The sequence below is a fragment of the Streptomyces sp. ISL-12 genome, from assembly GCF_018614415.1.
Classification (GTDB): Bacteria; Actinomycetota; Actinomycetes; order Streptomycetales; family Streptomycetaceae; genus Streptomyces.
The window spans coordinates 1-21,544 of sequence record NZ_JAGGOO010000071.1 but is presented as its reverse complement, the minus strand read 5'-3'; the positions used below and the strand labels follow the sequence as shown (position 1 = coordinate 21,544).

Annotated in this window: 18 protein-coding genes and 1 pseudogene; 15 read left to right on the top strand and 4 right to left on the bottom strand. The window is 71.6% G+C overall.

The window, feature by feature from the left end; all coding sequences use genetic code 11:
- The first annotated feature begins 154 nt into the window (after positions 1-154).
- Positions 155-937 (top strand): SigE family RNA polymerase sigma factor, encoded by a 783-nt coding sequence (locus J7I94_RS20005; protein ID WP_215168590.1) that lies wholly within the window; start codon positions 155-157, stop codon positions 935-937.
- A gap of 215 nt (positions 938-1,152) precedes the next feature.
- On the opposite strand, the gene J7I94_RS20000 is transcribed toward J7I94_RS20005, so the two are convergent.
- The 4 genes from J7I94_RS20000 to deoC all read right to left on the bottom strand — a co-directional run bounded on the left by J7I94_RS20000 (position 1,153) and on the right by deoC (position 5,266).
- On the bottom strand, positions 1,153-1,788 hold the full coding sequence (locus J7I94_RS20000) for a uridine kinase (protein ID WP_308114635.1): 636 nt from the start codon (positions 1,786-1,788) through the stop codon (positions 1,153-1,155).
- A 175-nt stretch (positions 1,789-1,963) separates the two neighbouring features.
- Complete coding sequence (locus J7I94_RS19995) at positions 1,964-2,875, bottom strand: aldehyde dehydrogenase family protein (RefSeq protein ID WP_215168514.1); 912 nt, start codon at positions 2,873-2,875, stop codon at positions 1,964-1,966.
- On the bottom strand, positions 2,868-4,304 hold the full coding sequence (locus J7I94_RS19990) for an aldehyde dehydrogenase family protein (RefSeq protein ID WP_215168513.1): 1,437 nt from the start codon (positions 4,302-4,304) through the stop codon (positions 2,868-2,870). Before J7I94_RS19990 ends, J7I94_RS19995 begins: the two co-directional genes overlap by 8 nt.
- 5 nt (positions 4,305-4,309) lie before the next feature.
- Positions 4,310-5,266: a deoxyribose-phosphate aldolase gene (gene deoC, locus J7I94_RS19985; protein ID WP_215168512.1), complete on the bottom strand. Its 957-nt coding sequence runs from the start codon at positions 5,264-5,266 to the stop codon at positions 4,310-4,312.
- 98 nt (positions 5,267-5,364) lie between these two features.
- Here deoC and J7I94_RS19980 point away from each other — a divergent pair, with 98 nt between their 5' ends.
- The 14 genes and pseudogenes from J7I94_RS19980 to J7I94_RS19915 form a co-directional block, all read left to right on the top strand.
- Positions 5,365-6,048, top strand: a complete 684-nt coding sequence (locus J7I94_RS19980) for a PH domain-containing protein (RefSeq protein WP_215168511.1) — start codon at positions 5,365-5,367, stop codon at positions 6,046-6,048.
- A gap of 555 nt (positions 6,049-6,603) precedes the next feature.
- Positions 6,604-7,488, top strand: a complete 885-nt coding sequence (locus J7I94_RS19975) for a helix-turn-helix transcriptional regulator (RefSeq protein ID WP_215168510.1) — start codon at positions 6,604-6,606, stop codon at positions 7,486-7,488.
- Positions 7,481-7,693 (top strand): DUF397 domain-containing protein, encoded by a 213-nt coding sequence (locus tag J7I94_RS19970; RefSeq protein ID WP_308114634.1) that lies wholly within the window; start codon positions 7,481-7,483, stop codon positions 7,691-7,693. The genes J7I94_RS19975 and J7I94_RS19970 overlap by 8 nt, the downstream gene beginning before the upstream one ends.
- A gap of 409 nt (positions 7,694-8,102) precedes the next feature.
- Complete coding sequence (locus J7I94_RS19965) at positions 8,103-8,447, top strand: hypothetical protein (RefSeq protein WP_215168509.1); 345 nt, start codon at positions 8,103-8,105, stop codon at positions 8,445-8,447.
- A 91-nt stretch (positions 8,448-8,538) separates the two neighbouring features.
- Complete coding sequence (gene pstC / locus J7I94_RS19960; protein WP_308114633.1) at positions 8,539-9,582, top strand: phosphate ABC transporter permease subunit PstC; 1,044 nt, start codon at positions 8,539-8,541, stop codon at positions 9,580-9,582.
- Between the two features lie 44 nt (positions 9,583-9,626).
- On the top strand, positions 9,627-10,994 hold the full coding sequence (pstA, locus tag J7I94_RS19955; RefSeq protein ID WP_215168507.1) for a phosphate ABC transporter permease PstA: 1,368 nt from the start codon (positions 9,627-9,629) through the stop codon (positions 10,992-10,994).
- Positions 10,991-12,712: a phosphate ABC transporter substrate-binding protein PstS gene (gene pstS, locus J7I94_RS19950; RefSeq protein WP_215168506.1), complete on the top strand. Its 1,722-nt coding sequence runs from the start codon at positions 10,991-10,993 to the stop codon at positions 12,710-12,712. Before pstA ends, pstS begins: the two co-directional genes overlap by 4 nt.
- Positions 12,709-15,168, top strand: a complete 2,460-nt coding sequence (locus tag J7I94_RS19945) for a hypothetical protein (RefSeq protein ID WP_215168505.1) — start codon at positions 12,709-12,711, stop codon at positions 15,166-15,168. Before pstS ends, J7I94_RS19945 begins: the two co-directional genes overlap by 4 nt.
- A gap of 242 nt (positions 15,169-15,410) precedes the next feature.
- On the top strand, positions 15,411-16,334 hold the full coding sequence (locus J7I94_RS19940) for a hypothetical protein (RefSeq protein ID WP_215168504.1): 924 nt from the start codon (positions 15,411-15,413) through the stop codon (positions 16,332-16,334).
- Between the two features lie 145 nt (positions 16,335-16,479).
- Positions 16,480-18,165: a hypothetical protein gene (locus J7I94_RS19935; RefSeq protein WP_215168503.1), complete on the top strand. Its 1,686-nt coding sequence runs from the start codon at positions 16,480-16,482 to the stop codon at positions 18,163-18,165.
- A gap of 115 nt (positions 18,166-18,280) precedes the next feature.
- A complete protein-coding gene (locus J7I94_RS39250; protein ID WP_215168502.1) occupies positions 18,281-19,243 on the top strand; it encodes a sortase in 963 nt (320 codons plus the stop codon).
- Positions 19,244-19,276: 33 nt separating this feature from the next.
- The gene (gene pstB, locus J7I94_RS19925) at positions 19,277-20,116 is read left to right on the top strand and encodes a phosphate ABC transporter ATP-binding protein PstB (protein ID WP_215168501.1); all 840 of its coding nucleotides are present in this window, start codon (positions 19,277-19,279) and stop codon (positions 20,114-20,116) included.
- Positions 20,113-20,856, top strand: coding sequence for a hypothetical protein (locus J7I94_RS19920; RefSeq protein ID WP_215168500.1), 744 nt, complete (start codon positions 20,113-20,115; stop codon positions 20,854-20,856). The genes pstB and J7I94_RS19920 overlap by 4 nt, the downstream gene beginning before the upstream one ends.
- Positions 20,857-20,894: 38 nt before the next feature.
- Positions 20,895-21,544 (top strand): annotated as a pseudogene (locus J7I94_RS19915) (hypothetical protein); the annotation flags it as partial.

Sequence of the window (21,544 nt, the reverse complement as noted above, 5' to 3'; positions counted from 1 at the left end):
AAGGGCCTGTGGTTCCGCCGTGACCGGGTGCTGTGACAGGTCTGTGACAGTCGGCGGACACGGCCATGAAGTGGCCTCGGCAGGATTCTCGGCACAGGGCAACACCGCGACACCGCAAGACGGACACCGGTAACTCCACGACGGGGGGCGCATGATGAACACGCTGACTCGCACCAGCACCAGCGCAGTGATCACGCGTCTGCACGACGTGAACGGGCACCGGGGTGGTGAGAAGTCCGGTGCCGATGGGGGTCCCTCCCGCGCGAGCATGTCCGAGCGTGGGGGAGGGCGGGGGTGCGCTCGCGGCACCGGGCGTCAGCACTCGACGACGTACATGTCGGTGGTTGACGCGAACACGGGGGAGTCCCAGGGGGGGACGGCGTGCGGGGAGGAGCCGGGGGAGCGGCGCTCGCTGTCGGAGGCGGAGTTCACCGCCTACGTCCAGGAGCGCCGCGCCTCCCTGTACGCGACCGCCTACCACCTGACCGGCGACCGCTTCGAGGCCGAGGACCTGCTGCAGAGCGCGCTGTTCTCGACGTACCGGGCGTGGGAGCGGATCAGCGACAAGGCGGCGGTCGGCGGTTATCTGCGCCGCACCATGACCAACCTGCACATCAGCGCCTGGCGGCGCCGCAAGCTCAACGAGTACCCGACCGAGGAACTGCCGGAGACGCCCGGCGACACGGACGCCATGCGCGGCACCGAACTGCGCACCGTCCTGTGGCAGGCGCTGGCCCGGCTGCCCGAACTCCAGCGCACCATGCTGGTCCTGCGCTACTACGAGGGCCGCACGGACCCGGAGATCGCCGACATCCTCGGCATCAGCGTCGGCACGGTGAAGTCCAGCATCTGGCGCTCGCTGCGCCGGCTGCGCGAGGACGAGGTCCTCAGCTTCGGCCGTGACCGTCAGGACGCCTTCGGCGAACTGGTCGCCTGAGGGGCCCGAGGGGGCGGAAAAAAAGTACGGGCCCGGGTGTATCAGGGGGAGGGTGCCGGGCTCTTACTCACGGGGGAAACACCCCACGGGGGAACACGGGGGATACGGGGAACACGGGGGATACGGGGGAAAGCACGGGGGAAGAAGCGGGACTGGAGGGCCGGGGGGTCCGTCCAGTCCCGCTTCGCCGTGTGCGCCTCGGGCGGATACGTCCGTCAGACCGCCGTACGCGCGCCCGCGCACCGTCCCGCCGCCGCGGCGGCCAGCCGGCCCATCGCCTCGTCCCGGTCGCAGGCGTGGGCGCCCAGCGCCGTCTGACGGGCGACGATCGACCGTTCCAGCCGCATCAGCCGCCAGCCGCGGCGCAGCAGGAACGGCACCGACTTGCGCCCCTCCTTCAGGTCCCGCAGGAAGCGGCGGCGGAAGGTGGTCAGCGGGCCCCGGCTCAGACAGAGCGCGTCGGCCAGCACGCCCAGTTCCCGGCAGCGCGCCACGATCTCCGCGGCGAAGACGCCCTCCGCGATGAACAGCGGGGTCCGCCCGATGTCGACCGTGCCCTCGCCGGTGCGCGCGCTGAGCGCGATGTCGTAGACGGGCACGGACGTACGGCCCGTACGGCACAGCTCCACGATGGCGGCGACGGCCGTGTCCGCGTCCCAGGAGGCGGGGTGGTCCCAGTCGATGTCCGAACTCCCCGCCACCAGCGGCAGCGTCGGGTCGGTGCCCCCTTTGTAGAAGTCGTCGAGCCGCAGCACCGGGAGGCCGGAGCGGGCGGCGAGGAGGGACTTGCCGGAGCCGGAAGGGCCGCAGAGCAGCACGACTCGTGTGGGTATGGGCGGATGGGAGGTCACGGGACACCAGTGTGCGGCATCGAACGGCCACGGGCCGACCCGGCGGGGAGGGTTTGCAGTGCGCGTCACACCGCGCCTACGCGGCGGGTCGACGCGATCACGCTGCGGAGTGCGCCGACGGCCGGCGGACGTCGGCGCACTCCTTTTTCTTCTTGTTTCCGGGCCGGCGCAGGGGTCAGTACGACGACCCCGAGACCCCCAGTGCCCCCGTCGGATGCCACACCGTCTTCGTCTCCAGGAACGCCGTCATGCGGTCCGGGCCCGGAGTCGTCGACCAGTCGTCCACAGGCTGTGGACGCAGGACGCGCTTCAGGTTGTCCGCCGCGGCGATCTCCAGTTCCGTCGCCAGTTCCTCGTCCGCGCCCGCCAGGTCGATCGCGTTGACGTCCTGGTGGGCGGCGAGGGTCGGGGCGATCTCCGCCGTACGGCCCGACAGGAGGTTGACGACTCCGCCGGGGACGTCGGAGGTGGCCAGGACCTCGGCCAGGGAGAGGGCGGGGAGGGGGGACTTCTCGGAGGCGACCACGACCGCCGTGCTGCCCGTCGCGATCACCGGGGCGACGACCGAGACCAGGCCCAGGAGGGACGACTCCTGCGGGGCCAGGACCGCGACCACGCCGGTCGGCTCGGGGGAGGAGAGGTTGAAGTACGGGCCCGCGACCGGGTTGGCGCCGCCGATCACCTGGGCGATCTTGTCGGTCCAGCCCGCGTACCAGACCCAGCGGTCGATCGCCGCGTCCACCTGCTCGGCCGCCTTCGACTTCGACAGGCCCTCGGCGTCCGCCACCTCGTGGACGAACTGGGCCCTGCGGCCCTCCAGCATCTCCGCGACCCGGTACAGCACCTGGCCCCGGTTGTACGCCGTCGCGCCGGACCAGCCGCCGAACGCCTTCCGGGCGGCCACCACCGCGTCCCGGGCGTCCTTGCGGGAGGCGAGGGGGGCGTTGGCCAGCCACTTGCCCTTGCCCGCCGCGGCAGCGGCTGATGTCTGCGTGGTCACCTCGTACACCCGGCCGCTCTCGGAACGCGGGAACTTCCCGCCCACGTACAGCTTGTAGGTCTTCAGGACACTCAGTCGGTCAGACATCGAGGTACGCCTCCAGGCCGTGACGACCGCCCTCGCGGCCGAAGCCCGACTCCTTGTAACCGCCGAAGGGCGACGTCGGGTCGAACTTGTTGAACGTGTTGGACCAGATGACGCCCGCGCGGAGCCTGCTCGCCACCGCCAGCATGCGCGAGCCCTTCTCCGTCCAGATGCCCGCCGACAGGCCGTACGGCGTGTTGTTGGCCTTGGCGACCGCCTCGTCGGGCGTACGGAAGGTCAGCACCGACAGGACCGGGCCGAAGATCTCGTCGCGGGCGATGGTGTGCGCCTGGGTGACGCCCGTGAACAGCGTCGGGGCGAACCAGTAGCCGGTGGACGGCAGTTCGCAGGCCGGGGACCAGCGCTCGGCGCCCTCCGCCTCGCCCTGGTCGGCCAGCGCGGTGATCCGGGCGAGCTGCTCGGCGGAGTTGATCGCGCCGATGTCGGTGTTCTTGTCGAGCGGGTCGCCGAGGCGGAGCGTGGAGAGCCGGCGCTTGAGCGACTCCAGCAGCTCGTCGTGGAGCGACTCCTGGACCAGCAGCCGGCTGCCCGCGCAGCAGACCTGGCCCTGGTTGAAGAAGATGCCGCTGACGATGCCCTCGACGGCCTGGTCGACGGGGGCGTCGTCGAAGACGATGTTGGCGCCCTTGCCGCCCAGCTCCAGCGTGAGCTTCTTGCGGGTGCCGGCGACTGTGCGGGCGATCTCCTTGCCGACGGCCGTGGAGCCGGTGAAGGCGACCTTGTCCACGTCGGGGTGGGCGACCAGGGCGGCGCCCGTGCGGCCGTCGCCGGTGACGATGTTGACCACGCCGCGGGGCAGGCCGGCCTGGCGGCAGACGTCCGCGAAGAACAGGGCGGAGAGCGGGGTCGTCTCGGCGGGCTTCAGCACCACCGTGTTGCCCGTCGCCAGCGCCGGGGCGATCTTCCACGCCAGCATCAGCAGGGGGAAGTTCCAGGGGATGACCTGGCCCGCGACGCCGAGCGGGCGCGGGTTCGCGCCGAAGCCCGCGTGCTCCAGCTTGTCGGCCCAGCCCGCGTAGTAGAAGAAGTGCGCGGCGACCAGGGGGAGGTCGGCGTCGCGGGTCTCCCTGATCGGCTTGCCGTTGTCGAGCGTCTCCAGCACGGCCAGCTCGCGGCTGCGCTCCTGGATGACGCGGGCGATGCGGAAGAGGTACTTCGCGCGCTCGGAGCCGGGCAGTGCCGACCACTTCTCGAACGCCTTGCGGGCGGCCCGGACGGCGCGGTCGACGTCCTCCTCGCCGGCTTCGGCGACCTCGGAGAGGACCTCTTCGGTGGCGGGGGAGACGGTCTTGAAGACCTTGCCCCCGGCCGCCTCGGTGAACTCCCCGTCGATGAACAGGCCGTAGGACGGCGCGATGTCGACGACCGAGCGGGACTCCGGCGCCGGTGCGTACTCGAAAACAGGTGCCATGGTGATCAGTCCACCGTCACGTAGTCGGGACCGGAGTAGCGGCCCGTGGCCAGCTTCTGACGCTGCATCAGCAGGTCGTTCAGGAGAGAGGAGGCGCCGAAGCGGAACCAGTGGTTGTCCAGCCAGTCCGCGCCGGCCGTCTCGTTGACCAGGACCAGGAACTTCACCGCGTCCTTGGCCGTCCGGATGCCGCCGGCCGGCTTCACGCCGACCTGGACGCCGGTGGCGGCCCGGAAGTCCCGTACCGCCTCCAGCATCAGCAGGGTGTTGGCGGGCGTGGCGTTGACGGCGACCTTGCCGGTCGACGTCTTGATGAAGTCGGCGCCCGCCAGCATGCCGAGCCAGCTCGCGCGGCGGATGTTGTCGTACGTCGACAGTTCGCCGGTCTCGAAGATGACTTTGAGGCGGGCGTCCGTGCCGCACGCCTCCTTCACGGCCGTGATCTCCTCGTACACCTTGAGGTAGTTCCCCGCGAGGAACGCGCCCCGGTCGATGACCATGTCGACCTCGTCGGCGCCCGCCGCCACCGCCTCGCGCACGTCGGCCAGCTTGACGGCGAGGGAGGCGCGGCCGGCCGGGAACGCGGTGGCGACGGAGGCGACCTTGACGCCGGAGCCGGCCACGGCCTCCTTGGCGGCCGGCACCATGTCCGGGTAGACGCAGACGGCGGCGGTCGACGGGGTGGCGCGGTCGGTGGGGTCGGGGCGGACCGCCTTGGCGCCGAGCGCCCGGACCTTGCCGGGGGTGTCCGCGCCCTCCAGCGTCGTCAGGTCGACCATCGAGATGGCGAGGTCGAGGGCGTACGCCTTCGCGGTCGTCTTGATCGAACGGGTGCCGAGCGCGGCGGCGCGGGCCTCCAGGCCGACCGCGTCGACGCCGGGCAGTCCGTGCAGGAAGCGGCGCAGCGTGCCGTCGGACGCGGTGACGCCGGCGAGTCCGGATGCGGGTGCAGTGGTGGGCATGGTCACCAGCCGAGCATATCTACGCGCGTAGCGGCTGTACAGCCCCCCAACCGTGCCCGCGGATGAGCCCTCGCGCGGGCGTCGGGCACAATCGGCACATGACGACCCCGGAGCATCCCTCGCCCACACCGCAGCCCCCGGTGCCCGAAACCAAGGACCGGGTCTACCGCTCGCCCGCGGGCATCGCCGGCGGGGTGCTGCTGCTCGCCGTCGTCCTGTGGCTGGGCCTCGACGCGGTGGTCGCGGGCGAGGGCCGCACCCCCTGGCTGGCGCTGGCCGCGATGCTGCTGGTGGTGCCGCTGGTGGTCGCCTACACCCTGCGCCCGGCCGTCTTCGCCAACGAGGACCGGCTGCGGGTGCGCAACCCGCTGCGCGTCGTCGTGCTGCCCTGGGGGCGGGTCGCCTCGCTGCGCTCCGGTTACTCCAACGAGGTCGTCGCCGACTCCGGGACCAAGTACCAGCTGTGGGCCGTACCCGTCTCGCTGCGCGCCCGCAAGAAGGCGGCCCGGCGGGAGGCTCGGCGGACCGCCGGGGACGGCCGGCCGGCGGCCGGGCGCGGCGGGTTCGGGCTCGCCGGGCAGCGGACGGCCGCCGCCGGGGTCGCGGACGGGCCGGTCCGGGCGGAGACCGACAAGGTGATGGACGAACTGCGCTCCCTGCTGGAGGCGCGGGAGCAGCGCGGGACGGCCGAGGGGGACGTGACCGTGCGCTGGGCCTACGAGATCCTGGCACCGGCGGCGGCCGGCGCGGTGCTGCTGGCAGTACTGCTCGGCATCGGATGACCGGGCGGCCGGGTGACCCGATCGCCGGGTCGGTCGGGGTCGGGCGGTCGGGGCCGCTCCAGGTGCCGAAGAGGACGCGCCGTGAGCCGCACCGGTGGGCATGTCGCATCGTCGAGGCCAGAGGCGCCACCGGCCGCCACCGGCCTCCGCCGCGCGATGACGAGGGCGAGGTCACTGCTCACCGGCCCGTACCGTCCGGTCCCTGCCCGTCGCCACCGCCGCTCGGGGTGACGGGAAAGGGGTGGTGGCAGGAAAGGTGAACAATCGTCGTCGATCTGTACTCACTCAGCTCATTCGAGCGGGGCGATGACAAGAGCAGCGCTACTGCTCACCCCTCGCGGCGCAGCCGCTGTCGTCTCCACGCGAATACGTCGGCCAGCCGCGCAAGACGGACACTCACCGCTGTCGAGATCCGTGCGTGCGCAGTCGAGAGTGCGGCTGCGTACGTAACTGCGTACGCAACCCGGATGTCCCGATCGCCCTCGGACGTGCCACGCTCGGGTGGCTTCGCGCTACGCTGCGTGGAGGGACCGGCCGACCGGCGGGAGGGTGAGCATGGCGGTCAACACGGCGGCTGTGGCGGCACGTCAGCGCTTCGGCCGCGAACTGAAGCGCGTCCGCGAGAACACGCTGCGCGGCGGCCGGCGAGTCCAGCAGATCGACCTGGCCAAGGCGTTGGGCCGGACCACCTACCACCGCTACTCGCAGATCGAGCGCGGAACCTCGTGGCCCAAGGCCGACGAATGGCGGATCATCTGCAAGTACCTGGGTATGGACGCCGCCACCAAGACGGCCCTCTCGACGATGCGCTCCGAGGGCATGTCGATCGCCAGTGCGTGGTGGACTGAATTCCAGGAGGGCTTTCCCGAGAGCCTCATCGAGTTCGTCGCCTACGAGGATGCCGCCGAACGCATCACCACCTGCGGTGTCAACGTCCTGCCGGCCCTGCTGCAAACGGAAGACTACGCGCGGTCGATCACCACCGGCGTGGCCGGCTCGGTCCTGTCGCCCGACATGGTTGAGCGGTCGGTCGCGTTACGGCGAGGGCGCCGGCGCATCCTCACGAAGCCCGACCAGACCCGCGTCGAATTCATCTTCAGCGAGGCCGCACTGTGTCAGCGGATCGGCGGCCGGGCAGTGATGGCTGAACAGCTCGACTCCCTGCTCGACGATGTGGCATCACGGACCGTGACGATCCGGGTCATTCCCTTCAGCAAGCCCGCGACGGCGATGTACATGGGGCATCTCTTGGAGTTCGCCGGAGAGGCGGAAAAGCCGATCTCGGTCATCGACTCCCAGACGGGGATGCTGTTCCAGAGGCGCCAGAAGGAGATCCGTGAGACCAGGCACTACATCGAGGGCATGCGGAAGCTGGCCGTATCTCCGCAAGAATCACTGGCAATGATCAAATCGGCCTTCAAGGAACTGTCCCGTGCGTGAGACGGACAAGCTGGATACCCACGTCATATCCGAGAAGGCGTGGTTCAAGTCGTCGTACTCCGGCGGCGGCAGCGGAAGCGACTGCGTCGAAGTCGTTTTCCTGGCCGACGGCGCCGCCCTCCGCGACTCGAAGAACCCCGGGGGCAGCGTGCTGCGCTTCGCCGCCGACTCCATGGGCGCCTTCCTGGCCCACATCAAGGGCTGACGCCGTTCCAGCAGGCGGAGTCCCCCGGTCCGGCGCGATGCGGAGCCGGTCTGTCCCTTGTGGGCGAGGGGCCGGGACGGGCCCGTTCTGTCGGGCCGCTCCTTCGCCCACGGCTTGACCTGAGTGGACCCGCCCCTGGCGGGTGGGGCGGGCCGGTCCGGGTCGGCCGGCCGGGAGCGGTCGCGGGAGGGTTTGTCTTTGTCTTACCTACGGGTTGCCTAGGGGATACTTCGATATGAAGCGTGGCCCCGGTGACCGGATTGGTCTGTCTGCCGTCACCGCCGTCTCACTAGATTGCTTCTGTCGCCCGTAGCTCCTTACCTGCACATTTTCTCGTTCTCGGGCGACGGGGGTGGGGAAGTTGGAGCGGTCAGAGGAGACGGCGAGAGCTGCCGTCCCGGCAGCAGGCATGAGATGTCTCATCGACATCGACGGCGCGGGAGGGTTCGGCTGGCGGCTGGTGGCGCCCAACGGCCGGCCCGTCGCGGTGTCGCTCACCTCGCACGACACCCACGACCGGTGTCGCGCCGCTTTCGAGCGGCTGTGCGAGCGGTACGCCGAAGTCGGCGGAGGGGTGCAGCACAGTACCGAGGGCGGCTGGGTGTGGGCCGTCTGGGACCGGTCCGGACGCCATGTGGCCGGTTCGGCGCGGACCTACGAACGGCATGCGACATGCCGTACGTCGTACGAGCGGTTCCGTGCCACGCTGCCTCAACTCCGTTACTCCGGACCCGAGTTATGGGGTGATGCCTGACCGGACACCCGTTGCCGATGTTGCCCCCAGGGCACCTCTGGTTCACCCTTCGGGCCGGGCGTGGCCACCGGGGGCCCGGAGCGTCGGGAACGTGCGTTCGCTGAGAAGAACCAGACAACCGCGGCTCGCGACGGTCGGCCCCGCCCCCGAGGCAGGGGCCGACGTACCGAGACGGCTGTACGCCGATCCCGGCCTGCCCGACCGGCTGTTCCGCCTGCTGCTGCGCTCGGGCGGCGGCCTGGTGCTGACCGTCATGCTGCTGGTCGGCGGATTCCTGCTGTACCGGGCGTGGCTGGCCCTGGACCGGGCCGGCTGGTCGTTCCTGACCACCGCCGAATGGGCGCCGGACGCCGGCCGGTTCGGCATCGCTGCGGTGCTCGTCGGCACGATCCTGATCGCGGGCGTCGCCGTCTGTGTGGCCGTACCGCTGGCCACCGGCGCGGCCCTGTACATCTCCGAGTACGCCCCCGCGCGGCTGCGCCAGACGCTGATCAGCGTGGTCGACCTGATGGCCGCCGTGCCGTCGGTGGTGTACGGCCTGTGGGGCGTCTTCTTCCTCCAGGACAAGGTGCTGCCGACCGCCCGCTGGATCTCCACGTACTTCGGCTGGATACCGGTCTTCGACGTCACCGGCGCCGACCCGGACGACCCGCTGGCGCCGGAGAGCCTCTACACGTCCTCCACCTTCATCGCCGGACTGGTCGTCGGCATGATGATCGCGCCGATCGTCTGCTCGATCATGCGGGAGGTCTTCTCCCAGGCCCCGGCCGGTGAACGGGAGGGCGCCTACGCGCTCGGCGCCACCCGCTGGGGCATGATCCGCTCGGTCGTCCTGCCGTTCGGCAAGGGCGGCATGATCGGCGGCACCATGCTGGGCCTGGGCCGCGCGCTGGGCGAGACCATCGCCGTCTTCATGATCATCTCGCTGACCTTCGACATCCAGTGGCACGTCCTCCAGTCCGGCAGCAGCTCGGTCTCCTCGCTGATCGCGCTGCGCTACGGCGAGGCCAGCGGCTTCGGCATGTCGGCCCTGATGGCGGCCGGTTTCGCCCTGTTCGTCATGACGCTGATCGTCAACTTCGCCGCCTCCTCGATCGTCGCCCGCTCCCGCTCGGGCGCCAGCAGCGACGCCTGAGCCAGACCGCCGTTCCGCAGAACGCAGAACAGGAAAGAGCGACCATGACCGTTGCCCCTGAAGCGCCCGGTGCGCGTCGGGCGCCGCGACCACCGCGTACGACACTGCCCGGCCCGCGGCGCACCACCGACCCGGGCGGCGAGCGGCGCCGTACCCTCGGCTCGCTGCGCGACACCGACGTGTACGCCGTGCTCGGCGCCCTGGCCGCCGCGCTGTCGGTGACCTGGCTGCTGTTCCGCTGGCTGCTGCCGTTCGACGGCGTGGTCGGGTTCGCGGTCATGGCGTACGGCTTCTTCCTGCTGCTGTACGCGCTGCTCGTCTCCTTCGACGAGAGCGGACCGGCGGTCGTGGACCGGATCGCGGCGGCCGTGGTGCGGTCGATGGGCCTGCTGATGGTCGCGATCCTCGCGGTCGTGGTGGTGTACGCCCTGGTCGAGGGCCGCAAGGCGCTCGTGCACCTGAACTTCTTCACCCAGGACATGGAACTGGCCGGCCCCCTGGAGCCGCTCAGCGTCGGCGGCGCCCTGCACGCCGCGGCCGGCACCCTCATCATGATCGTCCTCGCGCTGGTCATCACCGTGCCGCTGGGCCTGGTCTGCGCGGTCTTCCTCAACGAGGTGCCCGGCACGTTCGCCCGGTTCGTGCGCACCATCGTCGAGGCGATGACCGCGCTGCCGTCGATCGTCGCCGGTCTGTTCATCTACGCGACCGTGATCCTGGGCATCGGCATGGACCAGTCCGGCCTCGCCGCCTCCCTCGCGCTGTCGGTGATGATGCTGCCGATCATCATCCGCGCCGCCGACGTCGTCATCCGGCTGGTGCCGGGCACGCTGCGGGAGGCGGCGTACGCCATGGGCACCTCGCGCTGGCGCACCGCCTGGCACGTGGTCCTGCCGACCTGCCGCTCGGGCCTGACCACCTCGGTGATCCTCGGCACCGCGCGCGGTATCGGCGAGACCTCCCCGGTGCTGCTGACCGCCGGTTTCACCTCGGAGATGAACCTCGATCCGCTGTCCGGCCCGATGGTCTCCCTGCCCCTGGCCACCTTCGAGTTCGTCAAGTCGCCCGAACCGACCATGGTCTCGCGAGGCTTCGGCACCGCGTCCCTGCTGATGGTGATGGTGCTGCTGTTGTTCGTCGCCGCGCGCGTCCTCGGCGGGCGCGGGCCGGGGCAGCTCACCCGCCGCCAGGAGCACCGCCGGGTCACCGCGTCCCGGCGTGACGCGCGCCGTTACGCCCAGCGCGCGGGGCGGGCCGTGCCCGGCGCCTCCGCGTCCGGCGCCTCCGCGTCCGGCGCCTCCGTGCCCGGCGTCTCCGCGTCCGGCGCCTCCGTGCCCGGCGTCTCCGCGTCCGGCGCCTCCGTGTCCGCCGACCCCCGTACCCGTCGTACCCGTAAGGGGAGATCCTCGTGAAACCCGCCACCCGCTTCCGTCTGGCGGCGACCGTGCTGTCACTGCTGTGCGCGTTGCTGGCCGTGAACACCCCGCCCGCCGCCGCGGCCTCCTACGCCAAGATCACCGGCTCCGGCTCGACCTGGTCCTCCAACGCCGTCCAGCAGTGGATCCGCAACGTCAAGGCCAACTACGGCATGACGGTGAACTTCACGGCCAACGGCTCCTCACAGGGCCGCGAGCAGTTCAAGAACAACACCGTCGACTTCGCCGTCTCCGAGATCCCCTACGGGCTCAAGGAGCAGGGCATCACCGACCAGCCGCCCAAGCGCGGTTACGCGTACATGCCGATCGTGGCCGGCGGTACGGCGTTCATGTACAACCTCAAGATCAACGGCAAGATGGTCACCAACCTGCGGATGTCCGGGGCCACCGTCGCCAAGATCTTCACCGGCGCCATCACCCGCTGGAACGACCCGGCGATCCGCGCCGACAACCCGGGCCTGACCCTGCCGGCCCGGGCCATCGTCCCGGTGGTCCGCTCCGACGGCTCGGGCACCAGCGCGCAGTTCACCACCTGGATGTCCAAGGAGCACGGCTCCCTGTGGTCGAACTACTGCTCCCGCACCGGCCGCGGCAGCGGCAACTGCGGCATGACCTCCAACTACCCGCTGCTCAGCGGCTCCGCGATGGTGTCGAAGTCCGGTTCGCTGGGAGTCTCCGGCCATGTCCGCCAGGCCTCCGGCGAGGGCGCCATCACCTACGTCGAGTACTCCTACGCCAAGAACACCGGCTTCCCGGTGGCGAAGGTGCTCAACAAGGCCGACTACTACGTCGAGCCGACCGCCGCCAGCGTGGCCGTCGCCCTGACCAAGGCGCAGATCAACGACAACAAGAAGTCGGTCAACTACCTGACCCAGATCCTCGACGGCGTCTACGACAACGCCGACGACCGCACCTACCCGCTGTCCAGCTACAGCTACATGATCCTGCCCACCGCCGTGGAGGCCGGTTTCACCAAGGACAAGGGCAACTCGCTGGGCACCTTCAGCCGCTACTTCCTGTGCGACGGACAGCAGCAGGCGGAGGACCTCGGCTACTCGCCGCTGCCGAAGAACCTGGTCCAGGCGGGCTTCGACCAGATCCGCAAGGTACCGGGGGCGCCCACCGGCTCCATCGACATCAACGAGTGCCGCAACCCGACCTTTTCGGGCGGCACCAACACCCTGATCCAGAACGCGCCGCACCCCAAGAGCTGCGACAAGAAGGGCGCGACGCAGTGCACCGACGGCACCGCGGGCGCGGCGGGCACGGACACCCCGGTGAAGCCGGGCGCGCAGGGCGGCAACGGTTCCGGTGGCGGTTCGGGCTCCGGTGACGGCGACGGCTCGGGCTCCGGCGGCTCGGGCTCGGGCTCCGGTGACGGCGACGGCAGCGGTTCCGGCGCCGACGCGGACGGTGACGGCACGCCGGACGCCGAGGAGAGCGCCGCCGCCGACGGCTCCGGCTCCGGCGGCGTGATCGACCCGGACACCGGCGAGGTGATCGGCGCCGGCGCCGGCACCGGCGACAGCTCCGTCGTCGCCAACCCCGTGAGCCTCGCCTCCGCCGACGCCTTCGGGATGCGCGGCGCGCTGATGGCGCTGTCGGCGGTCCTGCTCGTCGCGGTGGTCGTCGGACCGCCGCTCACCGCACGTGCCCTCGCGGCACGCACCCGTCGCAGAGGAGAGGGCAGATGAGGATACGAGTACGGGCCAGACTGGGCGTGGGCAGCCTGCTGGCCGCGGTCGTCATCGCGCTGGTGCCGCTGCCCGAGGGGGCCGGCCAGGCACAGGCCGCCACGGCCGAGGACTCCGCCGTCACCAAGAGCGGCTCGAAGGGGAAGCACGACGACTTCTCGGACCTCCAGGTCACGGTGCACCAGACCAAGGGGCTGCACTGGCAGGGCGTCAAGGTGTCCTGGACGGGCGGCGAGCCCGCGCCGGCCTCGGGCAGCGTCAAGACCAACTTCCTCCAGGTCATGCAGTGCTGGGGCGACGATCCGGAGACGGGGCCGGACCGGACGCAGTGCGAGTTCGGCGCCGAGGCGAGGGTCCCGCCGGGAGGCGATCGCAAGGTCTCGCCCGACACCGATCCCGAGGAGACGGACGACTTCGCCCTCGACCACCTCAAGCGGCCCTTCATCCCCTTCCGGCCGGTGAGCGGGGACCCGACCACGTCGAGCCTGGACACCACCTACTTCAGCGCCGGTGACACCAACTCCATGGCGTGGCTGCCCAACGACGGCGACGGCAGCGGCGAGGCGGTCTTCGAGGTGAAGTCCGCGGCGGAGGCCGAGTACCTGGGCTGCGGGGCGCGCACCACCGCGTCCGGTGGCATCCAGCCCTGCTGGCTGGTCGTGGTGCCCCGGGGCGAACACGAGACCGACGGGACCCTGAACCCCGTCCGGTCGTCGTACACCTCGGCGCTGAGCCAGACCAACTGGGACCAGCGGATCACCTTCCGCCTCGACTTCGAGCCGGTCACCCAGGCGTGCGACGCGGACAAGCCGGAGCGGGTGATCACCGGCTCCGAGCTGGCCACCGAGGCGGTCACGTCCTGGCAGGGCGCGCTGTGCCGCAGCGGCACCTACCGGTACACCTACACCCAGTCCGGCGAGCCGGCCGCCCGGGACATCCTCATGTCACCGGGCGCCACCTCGGCCGGGCTCGCCATGACGGTGGACCCGGTGCAGCCGCCCGAGGGCGCCTCCCCCGTGGTGCACGCGCCGGTGGCGGTCAGCGGCCTGTCCATCGGCTTCGTCTGGATGTACGAGCAGACACCGTTCGTGTACCGGCCGTTCAAGGACGTCAGACTCAATCAGCGACTGCTGGCCAAGGCGCTCACCCAGTCCTACGGCAGCAGCCTCGTCTCCTCGCAGGAGCAGGTGCCCGAATATCTCGGCGACAATCCGATGTACATCGCGGCGGACCCGGAATTCAAGAAGCTGAATCCCGATTTCGCGGGTCAGGATTTCCAGGCCCCGATCGGACTCGTCGTCACCTCGGAGAACACCGACTCGGCGCGCATGCTGTGGAAATACATCATGGCCGACTCCGACGCCAGGAAATTCCTGCAGGGCGAGAAGGACCCCTGGGGCATGAAGATCAACCCGGAGTACACCGAGGCCGGAGTGGTCACCGACGGCCTGGACTACTTCCCCAAGGCCGACCTCACGGCCACCGCCGTCCCGTGCAGCCCCACGTCCATGGGGCTGTCGATGAACCGCACCGGGCTCGAAGTGGTCCCCTACGCCCAGGACATGCGGGAGACGGCGGTGAAGGTCCGCCGGGGCGACATCGGCACCTACGTCGAATGCGCGGTCAACGTGACCGAGCCGAAGTGGACGGCCGTCGAGCGGTCCAGTCCGGTGAACCAGCGCCAGTTCGGTGTCGTGGACGTCGTCTCCGCCGAGCGGTACCAACTGGGCACCGCCGCGCTGCCGAACGCCGACGGCACGTACGTGACGCCGACCGAGGCGTCGCTGCTCAAGGCGGTCGCCAGGATGCCCGACTCACCGGTGGCGGGCGTCAGGACGCCCGACCCGGCGAAGATGACGGACGGCGCCTACCCGCTGACCGCCGTGGTCTACGCGGCGGCCCCGCTGGACCAGGCCGAGGACGCGCGGCAGGACTACGCCAAGGTGATCCGGTACGCGGCGGGCGACGGCCAGACCCAGGGCAGCGCCAGCGGTGAGCTGCCGTACGGGTACGCCCCGCTGCCCACGGCCCTGCGCCAGCAGGCCCAGCAGGCCGCCGACCAGCTGGAGAAGGGCGTGGTGGACTCCGCCGAGCCGCCGGCGTCCGGTACCGGCGGACCGGACGGCGGGCAGGGCGGCGCCAGCGGCGGCGGTACCGGGGCGGGCGCCGACGGCGGCACCGGCACCGGTGGCGCGGCCGGGGGCGGCTCGGCCGGTTCGGACACCGGCGGCGCGGCCGGCTCGGGCACGGCGACGGACGCCTCGCCGGCCGCCGCCCCGACGGAGACCGACCCGGCGAAGCAGAACGTGGCCCAGTCCGGCGGCGTCACACCGGCGGAGGTGCTGGGACTGATCCGCTGGGTGCTGCTCGGCGTGCTGATCGCCGGCGGCGTGGCCGGGCTCGCGGGACCGGTCATGCTGCGGCTGTCGGCCCGCAGGGCGGTGAGCGGAGGCTGACCCGCCGGAATACCGAATTCCCCGGGCTCGCCGGGCCCGGGGAATTCGTGCACTGTCGCGTGAATTTCCTTGGAGTCACCTAGGAAACGCTCCCTTAACCTGATCACCGACTGGAATTGGTGGCTGTCGGTGAGTGACTCTGGAATTGTTTTCCACGGCCGGTCGACGGGTCGGCCGGAAAACAATCCGGATTCTGCTTGATCGTCCTCGCTCGTCATCCGTTTTCACGGAGGAGAACAGAAGTGAACGTCAAGTCCCGTGCTTTCGCCGGTGCCGTCGTCGGCGCCGCCGCCCTCAGTCTCACCGTCATGGCCCCGATCGCCTCGGCGGACCCGGCCCCGGGTGACTACCGCGTCCTGGCCGGCGTCGGCTCCGACACCACGCAGGACGTCCTCAACGGCCTCGGCGACTCCATCGACGGCGGCACGCTGATCGCTTCCTACGACGCGATCACGGACCCCGTGGACACCGACATCAAGACCCGCGCGAACGGCTGTGCGCTGACCCGGCCCAACGGGTCCTCGGCGGGCATCGCCGCGCTGAACCAGGACATCGACTCCGGCGCCGGCTGCCTGGACTTCGCCCGCTCCTCGCGCAGCTTCCAGACCGCGGGCGACGACCTGACCTGGATCCCGTTCGCGTCGGACAAGCTGAAGGTGGCGGTCCGCGGCGACAGCGCCCTGGCCGGCGTGAACTTCAGCGACACCACCCTCAAGGCCATCTACGAGTGCACGGTGACCCAGGTGAACGGCGTCTCCGTGACCCCGCTCATCCCGCAGAGCGGCTCCGGCACCCGCAGCTTCTTCCTGTCCTCCATCGGCAACCCCACCCTGGGCTCCTGTGTCCAGACGATGCAGGAGCACGACGGCCGGGCCCTGGACACGGCCGGTGACCTCGCCCCGTACTCCGTGGCGAAGTACGCGTCCCAGACCGGTGGCCTGATCCCGGACAACCACGGCGCCACGGTCCTGAACACGATCAACGGCGGCGAGTACAGCCGGGACGTCTACAACGTCGTGGAGACCGCGCGGCTGGGCGACGCCGACATCGCCGACACCTTCGTCGGCCCGGACTCCAAGGTCTGCCAGGACACCGCCACCATCACCGACTACGGCTTCGGCACCGTCACCGACTGCGGTTCCACCGAGATCACCGGCGAGAGCTGATCACCACGCAGCAGACCCGCACAGCGGCCGGGCACCCACGGGGTGCCCGGCCTGGCGGCGTATCCGCCCGCACCGTCACCGGCCGCCGCGCACCCGACCGCACCTCCGTCCACAACCGACACCACCCCGTGGGGGGAATCACCACATGTACCAACGCATCGCACCACTCAGATCGCCGGTGGCGCTGCTCACCTGCTGCGCCCTGCTGTGCGCCGCCCTGGCCTCGGTCGTCGCCTTCGCCGGCCGGGCCGCCGCCGCGCCCACCACCGTCGGCTCGTTCACGCTCTCCCCCAGCACGGGGAAGATCACGGACGATCCCCCGGCCGCGTCCGCCACGACGAGTGCCGGCTGTGCCGACGGCACCGGGACAGCCTTCCTGGGGATCTACAAGCCGGGGGCCTCCGACACCTCGTCGTCCGTCAAGAAGATCGCCAGCGGCACGCCGGCGGTCACCCAGGGCACCGCCCCCTTCACGGTGCAGCTCGTCGCCGCCGGCACCACGATCGAGACGGCGCTGCGGACCTACGTCCCCAGCGGTTCGCTCGACGGCACCTACACACTGACCCTGACCTGCGGTCGCGGTTTCACCACGGGGGGCCGCTTCCTCGCCAAGATCCGGATCGAGGGTGAGAACTGGTCCCTGCTCCAGCAGCAGACCACCAGCCTCGACCTGACGGCGCCCGCGTCGGAGGTCCCCGTCAAGAGCGACCTCAAGCTCACCGCCGCGGTGAAGCCCGAGGCGGCGACCGGTTCCGTGGAGTTCAAGAAGGACGGCCAGTCCCTCGGCAAGGCCGACGTCAGCGGGGGCACGGCGGAACTCACCGTCCAGGCACCCGCCATCGGCGGTCCCCACACGTACACGGCCGACTTCACGCCCACCGACGCGGACGCCTACTCCGCCTCGACAGACAGCGTCACGGCGGGAATCGGGTACCTCCTCACCGCCAAGAACGCCGACGGCGAGACCCTCACCGACAAGTCCACGCTCGCCATCGGCGAGACCGCGAAGATCACGATTCAGGGCTTCACCCCGGGATCGACGGTCGAGGTGAGCCAGTTGAACGCGACGGAGGCGACGTTCCCCGACGCCACCGCGAACGCCGACGGCACGGTCACCGACTACGCGTACACGGTCCCCGACCGCACCATCAGCGGTGAGACCGAGGTGTACTTCGAAGAGGGCGGCTCCGGCAACAACCGTGCCACCTTCACCTTCGACGCCGTCGACGAGCCCACCGACGAGCCCACCGACCCGGCGGGCCTCGAAGTGACCGACGAGGACGGCAACACCCTCGGCGCCGACCCGAACCTCGAACCCGGCCAGACCGTGAAGATCACCGCCGCCGGCTACGCCGCCGACGCCGCGGTCAAGGTCACCCTCGCCGACAGCGAGGAGACCTTCGAGGACGCCGAGGCGAACGCCGAGGGCACCGTGGAGGCGTACGAGTTCACCGTCCCCGAGGAGATCGAGGACGGCGACCACACGCTGACGCTCGCCGAGGACAAGACCGACGGGCACTCCGTCGACTTCGCCTTCACCACCGGCGAGGAGAGCAGCGAGAGCCCCGACCCCTCCGGCTCCGAGCCGGCCTCCGGTGACACCTCCGGCACGGACAACGGCGGCACCGACGGCGGCGGTTCCGGCGGTGACACCGGCGGTTCCGGCACCGGCACCGACGGCTCCGGCGGCACCATGGCCTCCACCGGCGCCCAGGTCGGCACCATCGCCCTGACCTCGCTCGCCCTGCTGTTCGGCGGTGCGGCCCTCGTGCTGCACATGCGCCGCAAGGGGCTGCTGGCCTTCCCCACCGACACCCCGCAGCACCGCTGATCCGCTGGTCCGCTGACGGCCGGGCGGGCCCCGGGGGCGCATGCCGACGCGCCCCCGGGGCCCGCCCCGGCCCCACGTACGTCACCGCCTCGTCCCGCCTCCAGGAGCGCACCCCGTGACCACGTTCGCCCCACCCGCGGCCGTCCCGCCGGCCGAGGCCGGTCCGCCCGCCGTGCCGCCGCCACCCGCTCCCGCGCCGCCCCGCAAGGAAGACGGCCCGCGGCCCCCCGCCCGCCCCGGGCTCGCACTCGCCGGGGCGGCCCTGTGCGTCCTGGCGGCCGTCCTGTTCGGGTTCGCCGCGAACCTCACCGTCGTCGGCCACCTCCAGCACTCCCGCGACCAGCAGACCGCCTACGACGAACTGCGCCGCCAGCTCGCCCTCGGTACCGCTCCCGTCGGCCAGCGCGACTACGAGGGCCGGCTCCTGGAGATGGGCGCCCCCGTCGCCCTGCTGAAGATCCCCGCGCTCGGCATCAAGGAGGTCGTCGCCGAGGGCACCACCTCCGAGGTGCTGATGTCCGGCCCCGGCCACCGCCGCGACACCCCGCTGCCCGGCCAGGCCGGCACCTCGGTGATCATGGGCCGCCAGTGGGCGTACGGCAGCCCCTTCAACGACGTCCACCAGCTGCCCGCCGGCGCCCGCGTCGAACTCACCACCGGCCAGGGCAAGGCGGTCTACGAGGTCACCGGCGTCCGCCGGGCCGGCGACGACCTGCCCGAGCCGATCGCCCAGGGCCAGGGACGGCTCACCCTCATCACCGCCGACGGCGGCCCGTACACCCCCAAGGGCGTGCTGCGCGTCGACGCCGAACTGCTCACCGACGTCCAGCCCCACCCGCCCCGCGACCTCGCCGCCGGCTGGATCGGCGACTCCGAGCAGGCGCTCGGCACCGACGGCCGGGCCTGGCTGGCGGTCTTCCTGTGGTCGCAGGCCCTGCTGCTCGCCGCGCTGCTCACGGTGGCCGCGCACCGCTTCTGGGGCTACTGGCAGACCTGGATCTGCGCGGCTCCCGTACTCGCCGCGCTCGGCCTCGCCGTCTCCGGCGCGCTGACCGCGCTGCTGCCCAACCTGCTCTGAACACCGCGTACCCGTACGGGAGTTGATCCACCCATGACCACTGACAGCACCGCCACCGCCGTTCTGCCCCAGATCGCCGCCGGGCAGCCGCTCGCGAGCCCCGCCACCCTGCGCGCCGAGGACGTCTCCGCCTGGTTCGGCGACCACAAGGTCCTGGACCGGGTGTCGCTGACCATGCCGGCCCGCCAGGTCACCGCGCTGATCGGCCCCTCCGGCTGCGGCAAGTCGACGTTCCTGCGCATCCTCAACCGCATGCACGAGCTGATCGGCTCCGCGTCGCTGGCCGGCCGGGTCCTCCTCGACGAGCAGGACATCTACGACCGGGGCCGCCGCATCACCCACGCCCGCCGCGAGATCGGCATGGTCTTCCAGAAGCCCAACCCCTTCCCCGCCATGTCGATCTACGACAACGTCCTGGCCGGCCTCAAGCTCAACGCCATCAAGGCCACCCGCGACGGCAAGGACCACCTGGTCGAGGAGTGCCTGACCAAGGCGGGCCTGTGGAAAGAGGTCAAGGACCGCCTGCGGCAGCCCGGCGGCGCGCTCTCCGGCGGCCAGCAGCAGCGCCTGTGCATCGCCCGCTCGCTGGCGGTACGGCCCCGGGTGCTGCTGATGGACGAGCCCTGCTCGGCCCTGGACCCGACCTCCACCCGCCGCATCGAGGAGACCATCGCCGAGCTGCGCTCCGAGGTCACCATCGTCATCGTCACCCACAACATGCAGCAGGCCGCCCGCGTCTCCGACACCTGCGCCTTCTTCCTCGCGTCGCACGGCACACCCGGCGTCATCGTCGAACACGGCGACACCGAGGCGATGTTCGACTCCCCGCAGGACGAGCGCACCTCCGACTACGTGAACGGGCGTTTCGGGTGACGGGGTGGCCAGGGGCGCGCGCCGTACTGGCGGCGGCGGCCGTACTCCTCGTGGCCGGGTGCGGCGCGTCCGGCGGCACCGGAGCCCCGCCCGCCGCGGCGGCCCGGGGCGCCGGCTCGCCGCCGCCCTCCTCGCAGCCGGTGCCGTACGGCGGCCAGGGCGACGGCCCGGCGTCCGCACCCGCGCCGGACGCCACCACCGCCGTACCGCCCCTGCCGTCGAACCCCGCCCGCGACCGGGCCCGGACCCCGTCCGCCGCCCCCTCCTCGCCCGGCGCCGCGGCGAGCCCCGCCCGCCGCGGCCCCGACCTCTCCCGGAAACCGAGTCCGTCCCGTGGGCGGACCCCGGCCGCCGCGCCGTCCCCCAGCGCCGGGCGGGCCGTCCTGCGCATCGGGGACTGGACGTCGTACGTCCGGCGCGGCGGCCAGGCCGAGGTGGACGCCTGCGAGGACGCCGTGCAGTGGACCGGCCCCGAGATCGGGCGGGAGGACGGCTACGAGATGCGGACCCTGGTCGTCGTCGGCCACGACTACTGCAACGGCTTCGACCGCTTCGCCCAGCTGCCCGTCGGCACCCGCGTCACGCTGACGACCGTCGACGGCACCTGGACCTACCAGGTGTACGCCACCTACCTCACACCCGGGCGGGGCGTCCCCGCCGCCGGCCTGTACTGGGGCGACCTCACCCTCCAGTCCTGCGTCGGCCCGGACACGGGGTTCAGCTACCTGGTCCGGCTCTGACCACCTTCACCGACCCCTGACCGCCAGGAGCACTCGCCATGCCTGCCCGATCGCTGACCATCCCGCTGAGAGGCGTGCGCGGCCTGCGCGGCGCGGCCCTCGCCACCGTCGTCACCGCCCTGCTCACCGCCGGCTCCCAGGCACCGGGGGCCGGTGACACCGCCCCGGTGGCGCAGGGCGACGACGTGACCGTCCCCGGCGGCTTCGTCCCGCCGGACGCGCCGCTGCCGGACGTGCCCTCCCAGGGCGACGACTCGTACCACGTCGAACTGCCGCCGCTGAAGGCCGTGCGGGCCGCCGAGAAGGTCTTCGGCAAGGCGGCCGTCGACGCCACCGAGGAGCGCGCCGCCTCTGAGGCCGGCCTGCCCGCCAGTGTCTTCACCGCCTACCGCGAGGCCGAGGCGTCCGTCGCCCGCACCGACCCGGGCTGCGGCCTGCCCTGGGAACTCCTCGCCGGCATCGGCAAGGTCGAGTCCGGCCACGCCCGCGGCGGCGCCGTCGACGCCGGCGGCGACACCCTCACCCGGATCACCGGCCCCGCCCTCGACGGCAACGGCTTCGCCCTGATCCACGACAGCGAGGGCGGCGCCTGGGACGGGGACGCCGTCTACGACCGTGCCGTGGGGCCGATGCAGTTCCTGCCGACCACCTGGAAGACGTGGGGCGCCGACGGCAACGGCGACGGCGA